The sequence below is a fragment of the Acinetobacter sp. RUH 2624 genome, from assembly GCF_000162375.2.
GTDB classification, from domain to species: domain Bacteria; phylum Pseudomonadota; class Gammaproteobacteria; order Pseudomonadales; family Moraxellaceae; genus Acinetobacter; species Acinetobacter nosocomialis.
This window is the reverse complement of the sequence record NZ_KI391939.1, coordinates 117,983-130,008: the sequence shown is the minus strand read 5'-3', so window position 1 is coordinate 130,008 and position 12,026 is coordinate 117,983. Positions and strand designations below refer to the sequence as shown.

Genomic DNA, 12,026 nt, shown 5'->3' with positions numbered 1-12,026 from the left:
TTTATCCGCTTAGAAACGGTAGTGAGAGAAGGCTTTGTTAGCTTCTGCCATACGATGCACGTCTTCACGTTTTTTGATCGCGGCACCTTTGCCTTCAGCTGCATCAAGCAACTCGCCAGCAAGACGTAAAGCCATAGTTTTTTCAGAACGCTTAGCAGCAGCATCTACTAACCAACGCATTGCTAAGGCAGTACGACGGGATGGGCGTACTTCCATAGGTACTTGATAAGTAGCACCACCAACACGGCGTGCTTTTACTTCGACCATAGGACGAACTTTCTCAAGAGTAGTCTCGAAAAATTCAACTGGGTCTACTTTGTTTTTTTCTTGAACGCGTTCTAAAGCACCGTAAACGATACTTTCAGCAATAGATTTTTTACCATCTTGCATTACGTGGTTCATGAATTTAGCGATTGTTTGGCTGCTAAATTTTGGATCTGGAAGGATCTCACGAGCAGCGACTACGCGACGTCTTGGCATTTTAATACACCTAATAATATGACACTTCAGGATAATCCAGCAGTTTGTACAAGTGTCATGTACACGACGCTGGCCTTACTATACGTCGCTTGAATTACAAATCTATGAAGAATTCAAACAAGCGAAACGCTAAAGGGCTTTTGGACTAGTTTCCTAGAATTACTTCTTAGGACGCTTAGTACCGTATTTAGAACGTGATTGATTACGATCTTTAACGCCGGCACAGTCTAAAGAACCACGAACGGTATGGTAACGTACACCTGGTAAGTCTTTAACACGACCACCACGGATAAGAACAACACTGTGCTCTTGTAAGTTATGACCTTCACCACCGATGTAGCTAGATACTTCAAAACCTGAAGTTAAGCGAACACGGCAAACCTTACGCATAGCTGAGTTAGGTTTTTTAGGTGTAGTTGTATAAACACGTGTACAAACACCACGACGTTGTGGACAAGCCTTCAACGCAGGAACTTTGGATTTTTCAACCAAAGTCGTACGACCCTTACGGATCAACTGATTCGTTGTTGCCATATGGCAATTCTCCCGTTATTAAAAAACCTTAAAAAGAAAATACCTCTTTTTAAGGGCACATAATTGTAAGCCAAGATGCAAAAATGGTCAACATGGCAATACTTACCAAATGTTGACCATATCAATGTTTGACAGGATGATTTACAAATTTAAATAAGGCTGAAACTTAATTTTCAAACCCTGTCTTTGTAATTGTATTGTTAAGAGTACTTTTGATCCTCTACAACCTCATCATTTTCAATTTCTAATGCTGGTTTTTGTTCACTGTGTTCATGCTCAACCACATGTTTTTCTGCAAGCTGCTCAATACCGTTATGAACATTTTCTTGCACTTTTTCTTCACTTTTTTCAGAAGTATTGGATTTGACTACAACAGATACTTTTGAAATTACATCATGATTTTCAATTTTATGATGTTGTGCTGCATGTACACTGCCATTTTCTCCAACATTTAAAAGACGTGGACTTGCCTTTTGAATAAGAGTTACTGCAGCATAGTAAGCTTGTAATGGTGATAAATGCTCACTTGGGTGTTCATTTAAATAATGTCGTGCTGCACCAAAAATAGCTTGTGCTTTATGACCTACATCTTCTTGTAACTTCCAGCTATAAACAGCACTAAGTACTGCACCAGCAACTGGAGTAAACTTGCCAACCGCAGCAAGTTGAGGAACTTTATTTAACCAGCTCCATTTGAATTCACCATTTTCATCGACTAACCAGCTTTTTAAAGTCTCAATATCATTTGAAGACCCAAGTACTTGCTGAAACTGTTGAATGTCTTGTGTCTCTAACATATTACGTAAAGCTTTAAGTGCTAAAAGCACTGTCTGCTTCTCTGCAATCAGGCTAATATCAACTTCTTTAAAAATAATTTCAACGACATCTTGATCAGTGGCTTCAGTCAAATCAAAACCGTGTGATCGTCCTGTTTGATAAATTGTTCTTAAAACCAATACTAAAGAAACTGGAATATCTACGGCTGCACCGACCATACCCGATACACCCGTAATTGCACCTTGAATACTTGCGATTAGTTTATTTTGTTCAATTAAAGCCTGACTTAAACGTTGTGAACGTGAAGTATCTTTTGTCAGCTCAAATAGGTCTTTAGCACCCGCCTCTTCTAAGATTTTTTCAGTCAGCGTACTTTTTGAACTAAAGTCATTTAGCCAATCAAATAAATAGCTCGATATTTTTTCATTCCAATCAGGCGAAATAAAGGTCGCAATACCATTGACCTTTCTAAAATGACGACCAAACACCTGACGCGTAACTTTAGGTAAATGTTCACGTAACATTTGTTGTGGACTTTCATACTGTTCCACTTCAAAAGGACTTTTACTTCTAGCATTACCTTCTACTGTTTTACCACCTGCAAGTGGCTCAGCCAACTTACTAACCTCACCTATTTGGCTTTGCTGCAAGATGTTTAAACCAGTAGAACTGAGCTTTTTAGCCACTCCGAAGACCTGAGAAAACAAATTGTCAGATTGATTATTATTAAATTTTGTCATCCAGTACCTCGATTTTTTAATTTATCTAATTAGAGATAAATACTAGGTGGAATGTGGATTTATCTCAACTTGAATGTGTGTATTTTAGTTAACCCTAAATGCAACATACTGTGTATTTGGTTATTTTTTTTAAATGCAAAATTGACATAAAGATTTGCCATAAGAAATAAAAAACCTTTCTGCTATCATGGTAACAACGAAAACATATGTCTAATGTTCTTACAGCTATATTCTCCTATCATTTAATAGCTGCTCATGTTCATAGACTTTAAATATCACCATAAAGGGACCTGTAGATGAAACGTGTTGTAATCACTGGTATGGGTATTAACTCATGTATCGGTAACTCTTTAGAAGCAGTTACTCACTCACTTCAAAATGGAATCTCCGGGACACGTTTTAACCCAACTTATGCTGAACTCAATTTTAAGAGTCATGTCAGCGCTGCTGCAGAACAAGATTTTGACAATATTGATCGTAAATTAAAACGATTCATGGGCGTATGTGCAATGTACGCTTATAACTCTGCTGTTGCCGCTATTGAACATGCTGGCTTAAAAGCAGAAGATTTAGCAGATAATCCACGTTATGGTATTGCTGGCGGTTCAGGTGGTGGTTCAACTGCTTCTGTTGTAGAAATGACTGAGCTTTTAGAAACTAAAGGTGCTCGTAAAGTTGGTCCTTTCTTCGTGCCACGTAACATGACAAACACAATTACTGCAAACGTGGGGGTTGCATTTAAACTTCAAGGTATTGCTCACTCAATCGCAAGTGCTTGTGCAACTTCTGCAGATGCAATTGGTTATGCATATAACCTTATTCAACTTGGTAAACAAGACCTTATGCTTGCTGGTGGTGGTGAAGAAGATCACTGGTCTCAAAGCTTATTGTTTGATGCTATGGGTGCTTTATGTTCTAAATACAACGACACACCTGAAACAGCATCTCGTCCATATTCAAAAGACCGTGACGGTTTCGTTATTGCTGGTGGTGGCGGTTTCGTTGTTCTTGAATCTCTTGAACATGCTCAAGCACGTGGTGCAAAAATTCTTGCTGAAGTTGTTGCTTATGCTGCGAACAGTGACGGTGCAGACATGGTTGCTCCAAGCGGTGAAGGTGCGACTCGTTGTATCTTGATGGCTCTTGAAGAAGCAAAACAACACGGCGTAGAAAAAATTGACTATGTAAATACCCATGGTACTTCTACACCAGCTGGTGATGTTACTGAACTTAAAGCAATGGAACGTGCTTTTGGTGAAGGTAAAGTTCCACCTTTAAGCTCAACTAAATCTATGACTGGTCATAGCTTGGGTGCTGCTGGTGTTCATGAAGCAATTTACTCTGTATTAATGCTTCAAAATGACTTTATTGCTCCAAACATTAACGTGACTGAGCTTGATGATGGCACTGAAGGTTTTGATATTGTGCTTGAAAAACGTGATGCAAAATTGAATACTGTAATGAGTAACAGTTTTGGCTTTGGCGGTGTAAACGCTTGCCTAATTTTCAAGAAGTGGGATGCATAATCCCACCTAGGATTAACGATGGATGCACCTTCTGATGCTTTTTTGTGGGTAAAAGCATTACATATTATTGCTGTGGTTTGTTGGTTCGCTGCTTTGTTCTACTTACCACGTCTTTATGTTTACCATGCAATGAGTGAGGATGCGGCAAGTCATCAACGCTTTGAAGTGATGGAACGTAAGTTGTATCGAGGTATTATGTGGCCATCTATGATTGCCACATTAATTACCGCCCATTTTCTCGTAGACTGGGGCGATGCAACTCGACATTACCATGAAGCCACATGGTTCTATTTAAAAGTTGGATTAGTGGCTTTATTAGTGATTTATCATTTAGTTTGTGGTTACTATCGCAAAAAGCTTATTGGAAATGCTCACTATAAATCACATAAGTTCTGGCGTTTTTTCAATGAAATGCCAACCTTAATTTTATTTGCTGTTGTGATTTTAGTTGTCGTAAAACCTCAGTTTTAACTGGGGTTTTTTATTATCTAAGATTTTTAACTGAATTCTTTTATTCATTTCACTGACTTAACCTATTCATAATTTATTTTTCCGAGCAAAAGACTTTTACAGCAATCTTGATACATTCTTATAAAAACACCTCATCTTTTTTATAAATTCAATAAACAGTAAGAATAAAGCATGAAAAGTCTGGCTTTTATTCATCGTAACGATACTCGTTTTGCAGTCGGCGATTTTTATCCAGTTCTTTCTGTTTTTTCCTACCATGAGTTAGGTAATACACTCTCCCCCTTTTTACTACTCGACCATTTAGGCCCCGGAAAAATTGCACCGTCTATAAAACGTAGAGGAGTCAATGATCATCCCCATCGTGGGTTCGAAACGGTAACACTTGTTTATGCAGGTGAACTCGAACACAAAGATTCATCTGGCGGAGGTGGGTCTATAAGTGCTGGCGATGTGCAATGGATGACAGCAGGCGCTGGTGTAATTCATCGGGAATTGTTTAGTGAAGAATTTTCTAAATCTGGCGGTGCTTTTGAAATGATTCAGCTTTGGGTCAATTTACCAGCAGCAGATAAAATGAATTCTCCACGCTATCAAAGTTTAAAGAAAGCTGAAATACCAGTGGTAAAACTGGAAAATGAGGCTGGATTTGTACGTATTATTGCCGGGCGGTTTAATCATATTATAGGACCCGCTCTTACTCACACACCTATTACCTTATTAGATGTAGAGCTCCGCGCAGGTCAGCAAGCCATTTTCCCTGCTCAATCTGGCGAAACAACATTAGTTTATTTACGTTCAGGCCGAGTACAATTTCAAAAAGATGAAGAAGTCCTAGAGGAACAAGGTTTAGCAGTGATGTCAAACCAAGGAGAGCATTTCTCTATTACGGCTTTACAAAGTTGTAAGTTACTTATTTTGTCAGGACAACCCATTACAGAACCGATTAATGGTCATGGTCCATTTGTAATGAATACTTATGATGAGATTTTACAAGCCTATGATGATATTAAAAATGGAAGATTTACCAAGTAAAACAGCCTAACTACCGCATGCGAAACAAATGACAGTTATTTGCGTCTGTCTTTCAACATAGTTGATGTATGTTATGCTACAAATTAACAGATGAACTTATTTACTAGCAAAACTATGTTCACTCTCAACGCTTTTAAACTTGTCACATATCGACAATTTATTATTTTCACCCTTTTCATTTTTCGTCACTTAAAAAGCTATCCGATTCGATTTCTTACACCAGAAGAAAAAGCTTTAGCGCAAAAGGTTTTTGGAGATTTTTTAGATTGTGACCGCCCTAAAATTATTGCTACTCGTTACTTACCTTGGCAAGCCCATGGAATTTTGATGGCTCCAAATGGAAATATTTATGTCAATCTTTCTGACTACAGTAGTAATTACGCGCTAGAGTCTAAATTCATACAAGGCATTTTTATTCATGAGTTGGCTCATGTCATGCAATACCAACGAGGTATTCATGTACTACTAAAAGGCGCCTTACTACAAACGGCCTACTATCTGAGTTTTAAATATTACAACCCATATAAATACACTTACCATCCTCAGAAAGCTTTTAGCTCTTACAATATTGAGCAGCAAGGAGAAATTGCTAGAGATATCTGTTCAGGTAAGCTACCAAATATTATTTGTTCACCTCACTTTGATTTGTAACTAAATAATCAAGATCGTCTTCAACGTAACTTTTTTGCTAACTTATGATCAGAAAATTTATAAACAAAAAAATATGAAAATAAAGTTGAGATCTGAGTTTATTAATGTCAAATTATTGAAAATAAGTATAAAAACTTATTCCAAAATTTGGAGTGTTAAGGCAGTATACAAACAATAAAAATAATGAAGCTTGTTTCTATTGTATACAGAAAATCTCGTTATTTTTACGCAGAAAATATGTGATTGGTATATATTATTGATCTTGACATTTTTGTTTACTATTTTACTTGTTTATTATCGTGCTATACACATCGTTGAAAAATTATATTCATAAAAATCAACACTATGTGTATTTATATTCGTTATGATCTAGGATTAGGTTTGAATGAAAAGTTTTAAAGTTGCCCTTGCTCAGTTTTCTCCGCATATTGGCAATATTGACTCAAACACCCAAAAGATGATTGAGCAAGCAAATCAGGCGAAAAAACAAGATGCTGACCTGATTATTTTTCCTGAGCTTTCTGTGATTGGTTATCCAGCTGAAGACTTATTGTTACGTCCAAATTTAAATAAACGTATGCAAAAGGCTTTTGCTCAACTTAGCGAAGTTAAAGATATTGTGATGGTTTTCGGCTTCGTAAACCAGACAGAAGATGGTCAACGTTATAATTCAGCTGCTGTCATGAAAGATGGCCAAGTTTTAGGTGTCTTCAATAAACATAACTTGCCAAACTATGGCGTTTTTGATGAAAAACGTTATTTCCAAAAAGGCCATCAGCACTTGGTATTTGAGTACTTAGGTCATAAGTTTGGTGTACTCATTTGTGAAGATATCTGGTCAATCAATACAGTAAAACAATTAAGCCAATTAAATGTTGATACTGTACTTGTGCTTAATTCATCGCCATATGAAGTGGGTAAACCACAGCATCGTAAACAGACATTAAGTGAGCTTGCAAAGCAGCTTCATTTAAACATTGTTTATGTCAACCAAGTTGGTGGGCAAGATGATTTAATTTTTGATGGTACAAGTTTTGTCAGCAACCAAAATGGTGAAATTGCTTTACAAGCACCAAGCTTTAAAGAAGACCTGTATATAGCTGAATTTGACCGCGATACAAAATTATATAAGGTCACCGAGTCTGCTCCTGCATTGGAAACTTTTGCAGAGATCTATCAAGGCTTAGTCATGGCAACACGTGACTATGTAGAGCGCTCAGGTTTTCCTGGAGTAATTTTAGGTCTTTCTGGCGGTATTGACTCTGCCCTTACGCTCGCTATTGCAGTTGATGCTATCGGTGCTGAAAGAGTTCAAGCTGTGATGATGCCTTATACCTACACTTCTCAAATTAGTGTAGAAGATGCAGCTGAACAAGCTCGCCGTATGGGCGTGACTTTCGGTATTGCCGAAATCCACTCAATCGTAAATAGCTTCATGCAAACTTTGTATCCGTTCTTTGGTAATTCACCAGCCGATGCGACTGAAGAAAATTTACAAGCGCGCGCTCGTGGCACATTACTTATGGGCTTATCTAACAAGTTTGGTAATTTAGTCCTTTCTACAGGTAATAAATCTGAACTTTCAGTTGGCTATTGCACACTTTATGGTGACATGGTGGGCGGCTTTGCTGTTCTCAAAGATGTTTATAAAACAATCGTGTTTGAATTAGCAAAATACCGTAATAGCTTAAGTGAAACTCCGGTTATTCCTGAGCGTGTGATTACTCGTCCACCTTCAGCAGAACTTCGTCCAGATCAAAAAGACCAAGATTCTTTACCAGCGTATGATGTTTTGGATGCTATCCTTTATGCATACATTGAAGAAGATTTAGGTCAGGCAGACATTATTGCCAAAGGTTTTGATAAAGAAGTTGTTGAAAAAGTCATCCGTTTAGTTGATCGTAATGAATATAAACGTCGTCAAGGTGCGATTGGCCCGAGAATTACTTCTCGTGCATTTAGTCGCGAACGACGTTATCCGATTGTCAACGGTTGGACAGCGAATGACTGAGCAGAAAAACTCATCAAAAACCACAGCACTTGCTCAAGCACTTTTGCTTGAGCAGGTGGAATTTTTCAAAAAACAATTATCGATAGAAAACTCACCTATTTATTTCCAGCAGTTCATTCAACTGTTTATGCAACATGCTGACGAAATTAAACTTTATGAAGTTGTAGATTTAGAACAATTACAAGCCGTTGTGAAACGCTATGCTTTTGAAATGCAGCTGGGTGCAGGCTTACTTGAGTTTATTGGAGAAATTGCACAGCGTATTTATTTATCTGCCATGAAATCTCCAATTCAGCTACAAGACTTGGTATCCGATCACCAGTTTGAAATGTGGCTTTCCAAGTTTTTGGAAATGGAGCATATTCCTCAATATCTAAATGAGTTTTTAAGAACCAGCCCTTCTGTTCAACAACTTTGCCAATATATTGCTACTTCAACCTTAGAACAAAAATTACCTAAATTTCTAACTGCCACTACAGTGAATGACTACCATTTTGAATGGCAGCATAAACTTAAAAAATTCTCGTTTTTACAGCAACAACGTCTCGAGCACAAACTTGAAACTTGGATTGCTAGTTTTATTCATGAACAACTTACAGAATTAAGTCTTTTGTCGGCTGAAGATTTAGAAAGCTTGGTGCGTCATATCTGGGAAGATATTAGACATAAAAAAATGTATGAGTTTATGAAACAGCTCACTCCTCTTGATGTGGAAGAGTTCTTTGTTTTAATTTATGAATACTGGAAAGAATTACGTCAATCGCAATTTATGCAAGATCTTATTTTGTATGGCGTCGAAGTTTTTTATGATTTTTATAAAGACCAAAGTCTATTTGAAGTGTTAAGTGAGATTGGTTTAACCGAAACCGATTTACAAACTGAAGCTTTACGTTTTTATCCAAAGGTTATGGATGCCTTTAATGAGCATGGTATTTTGGAACCGTTACTTCAAGCGCTCTTAGCTCCTTTTTATCAAAGCTCAAAAACACTCGATATGATTGAAAAACATTTTAATGAGTAAAAAATAGATAAAAAGAAACCACGCAGGAGCGTGGTTTTTAAAATGGTGGCTATGACGAGACTTGAACTTGTGACCCCCGCATTATGAGTGCGGTGCTCTAACCAACTGAGCTACATAGCCGTAAACTGTGTGCGCATTATCTATAGTTCTGTATAGCAGGTCAATACTTCAAAACTCTTAATGCCCACCAAATGAACAAATATGGTTCAGATCATCATTATTTGTTCATTTTTTAGCAAATTCATACTTTAAGCAATTGATCGGCCACAGAAATATATTAAAGATCTAATACTAGTTTTTTACCTTTTGCTCTTGATACACAAATCATCATGCTCTTTTGTGAAGCTTTTTCGGCATCACTTAAGTATTGATCGAAGTGTTCTGCTTCACCTTCTAAAATAGCCGTTTCACATGTACCACAAACCCCTTCTCGGCATAGACATTCCACATCAATATTTAATGTCTCAATGGCTTGTAAAATAGTCTGATTACTTTGTACTTCAATTTCCTGATTAGATTTGGCAAGTACCACCGTAAATGCCTCACCATCTTCAGGAACTGTTGAGGCAAATTGTTCCCAGTGAATGTATTCATCGCGGTAACGGTGCTTGTTACAACAATCAATCACCGCATCAATCATAGGTTTAGGTCCACATACATATACATGTGTGCCTTTTGGTTGCGATGAAATTAATTCGTCTAAGTTAAGCATGCTGCCTTCTGAATCAACATAACTAAATACGTGCTCTGGATGTTTTTGCTTTAATTCATCAAGTAAAGCCGCGTGTTCAGGTGAACGGTAAGCATAATGTAGCTCAAAGTCAGCACCACGTGCCGCAAGCTCATCCATTTGCGGTAAAAACGGTGTAATACCAATACCACCTGCAATTAAGATATGTTTAGTACCTGTTTCAGCTAGCGGGAATAAATTTTTTGGTTCTGATATCTGGATTTCACAGCCTTCATTGCACTGATCATGCATGAAAACTGATCCCCCCTTACCTTCAACATCCTTACGAACACAGACTTGATAAGTTGATAAGTCTTGCGTACAGCCCATCAATGAGTAAGCATTGGAAAGTTGATCATTCATTTTGACAATAATATGGCTTCCCCCACTAAATCGAGGAAAGTTCTGCCCATCTTGACGTTTGAACGTAAACCGTTTGATTAAAGGGGTTAGCTGTTCCACACGAGTAACAACTGCTGGGAACATTTCATAATGACTAGCCATATTAGAATCCTTCTTTTACCGCATATTCTTGTTGTTAGGGCTTATCCTTAAAGCCCTAAACACATGTATTTAATAGTCATGAATTCTTCAAGACCATATTTTGAACCTTCACGTCCAACGCCTGATTGCTTCACACCACCAAATGGTACAACTTCATTTGAAATTGCTGTGGCATTCATACCGACCATTCCATATTCAAGCTGTTCCGACACTCGCCATAAACGTGAAATATTTTCGCTATACACATACGCTGCCAAACCGAAAATCGTGTCATTTGCTTGAGCAACCACATCTGCTTCATCTGTAAAACGAATAAGCGGCGCAACTGGACCAAAAATTTCTTCTTGGACAATTTCCATTGTACGGTCGACATTAGTTAAAACTGATGGTTCATAAAAGGTTTGACCTAAAGCATGCTGCTTACCACCACAGGCAACCTTAGCACCTTTACTCACCGCATCATCAATTAACTGCTGTGCTTTCAAAACTGCTTTTTCATTAATTAATGGGCCAATTTGTACGCCATCTTCAAGTCCATTACCGACTTTAAATTTTTGTACTTCTTGTACAAACTTCTCGGCAAAAGCTTGATAAATATTGTCATGTACATAAATGCGGTTAGCACAAACACAGGTCTGGCCTGCATTACGGAACTTGGCAAAAATCGCGCCTTGTACAGCTTTATCTAAATCGGCATCATCAAACACAATCAGAGGAGCATTTCCGCCTAACTCAAGCGCCAATTTTTTAATGGTGCTTGAACACTGCTGCATTAGTAAACGGCCCACTGGCGTTGAACCAGTAAAAGTTAACTTCTTCACTTTTTCATGTGAAGTAAATACCGAGCCAATTTCTTGAGATTTACCAGTAACAACATTAATCACACCAGCTGGTATACCCGCCTTTTCTGCAAGCTTTGCAATCGCTAATGCACAGTAAGGTGTTTCATTGGCTGGCTTAATCACGACCGTACAACCCGCTGCTAAAGCTGGCGCTGCTTTACGGGTAATCATGGCAATTGGGAAATTCCACGGCGTAATCGCAGCCACGACACCCACAGGTTCTTTACTAATAATAAAACGCTGCTGGTTATTTACGGTTGGAATCACATCACCATAAATACGCTTGCCTTCTTCGGCAAACCATTGAATAAATGATGCAGCATAGCGAACCTCACCTTTTGCTTCTGCTAAAGGCTTGCCTTGCTCAATGGTCATGATTAAAGCAAGTTCATCGGTATGATCGAGAACCAGTTTATGCCAAGCCAACAAGATATCAGCACGATTTTGGGCAGTTAAAGCTTTCCAACTTTGTAAAGCCATATAGGCAGCTTCAACTGCTTGCGTTGCCTCTGCCGCTCCCATATTCGGAATTGTGCCAATTTCTTCCCCTGTAGCTGGGTTACTCACCGGAACAGTCGCATTCGACTGTGCAGCTAGCCATTGCCCATTAATATAGGCTTGTTGCTGAAATAGTTCAGTACTTTGTAAACTCGACATATCATCTTCCTAACTGAAGAATCAGGTGTAAGTGATCTTTACACCTGAAT

Annotated in this window: 11 protein-coding genes and 1 tRNA gene; 6 read left to right on the top strand and 6 right to left on the bottom strand. The window is 38.2% G+C overall.

What is annotated here, in order from left to right; all coding sequences use genetic code 11:
- Positions 1-9 precede the first annotated feature (9 nt).
- The 3 genes from rpsG to HMPREF0014_RS07375 form a co-directional block, all read right to left on the bottom strand.
- Entirely contained in the window at positions 10-480 is a 471-nt protein-coding gene (gene rpsG, locus HMPREF0014_RS07385; protein WP_001138055.1) for a 30S ribosomal protein S7, read from the bottom strand.
- Positions 481-639: 159 nt separating this feature from the next.
- A complete protein-coding gene (rpsL, locus tag HMPREF0014_RS07380; RefSeq protein ID WP_002050319.1) occupies positions 640-1,014 on the bottom strand; it encodes a 30S ribosomal protein S12 in 375 nt (124 codons plus the stop codon).
- Positions 1,015-1,214: 200 nt separating this feature from the next.
- A complete protein-coding gene (locus HMPREF0014_RS07375; RefSeq protein ID WP_006581595.1) occupies positions 1,215-2,531 on the bottom strand; it encodes an EcsC family protein in 1,317 nt (438 codons plus the stop codon).
- A 296-nt stretch (positions 2,532-2,827) separates the two neighbouring features.
- Here HMPREF0014_RS07375 and HMPREF0014_RS07370 point away from each other — a divergent pair, with 296 nt between their 5' ends.
- From HMPREF0014_RS07370 to HMPREF0014_RS07345, 6 genes are all read left to right on the top strand, one after another.
- Positions 2,828-4,057, top strand: coding sequence for a beta-ketoacyl-ACP synthase II (locus tag HMPREF0014_RS07370; RefSeq protein ID WP_006581594.1), 1,230 nt, complete (start codon positions 2,828-2,830; stop codon positions 4,055-4,057).
- Between the two features lie 18 nt (positions 4,058-4,075).
- Positions 4,076-4,528, top strand: coding sequence for a protoporphyrinogen oxidase HemJ (gene hemJ, locus HMPREF0014_RS07365; RefSeq protein WP_002050435.1), 453 nt, complete (start codon positions 4,076-4,078; stop codon positions 4,526-4,528).
- A 171-nt stretch (positions 4,529-4,699) separates the two neighbouring features.
- A complete protein-coding gene (locus HMPREF0014_RS07360; protein WP_006581593.1) occupies positions 4,700-5,560 on the top strand; it encodes a pirin family protein in 861 nt (286 codons plus the stop codon).
- A gap of 90 nt (positions 5,561-5,650) precedes the next feature.
- Entirely contained in the window at positions 5,651-6,211 is a 561-nt protein-coding gene (locus tag HMPREF0014_RS07355; protein WP_006581592.1) for a hypothetical protein, read from the top strand.
- A gap of 385 nt (positions 6,212-6,596) precedes the next feature.
- A complete protein-coding gene (locus tag HMPREF0014_RS07350) occupies positions 6,597-8,222 on the top strand; it encodes an NAD+ synthase (protein WP_004710259.1) in 1,626 nt (541 codons plus the stop codon).
- The gene (locus tag HMPREF0014_RS07345) at positions 8,215-9,243 is read left to right on the top strand and encodes a hypothetical protein (protein WP_004710260.1); all 1,029 of its coding nucleotides are present in this window, start codon (positions 8,215-8,217) and stop codon (positions 9,241-9,243) included. The genes HMPREF0014_RS07350 and HMPREF0014_RS07345 overlap by 8 nt, the downstream gene beginning before the upstream one ends.
- 43 nt (positions 9,244-9,286) lie before the next feature.
- Here HMPREF0014_RS07345 and HMPREF0014_RS07340 read toward each other — a convergent pair.
- The 3 genes from HMPREF0014_RS07340 to HMPREF0014_RS07330 form a co-directional block, all read right to left on the bottom strand.
- A tRNA-Met gene (locus HMPREF0014_RS07340) sits at positions 9,287-9,363 on the bottom strand.
- Positions 9,364-9,520: 157 nt separating this feature from the next.
- On the bottom strand, positions 9,521-10,477 hold the full coding sequence (gene cntB / locus HMPREF0014_RS07335) for a carnitine monooxygenase, reductase subunit CntB (RefSeq protein ID WP_004888393.1): 957 nt from the start codon (positions 10,475-10,477) through the stop codon (positions 9,521-9,523).
- 47 nt (positions 10,478-10,524) lie between these two features.
- On the bottom strand, positions 10,525-11,976 hold the full coding sequence (locus HMPREF0014_RS07330; protein ID WP_006581590.1) for an NAD-dependent succinate-semialdehyde dehydrogenase: 1,452 nt from the start codon (positions 11,974-11,976) through the stop codon (positions 10,525-10,527).
- Positions 11,977-12,026 lie beyond the last annotated feature (50 nt).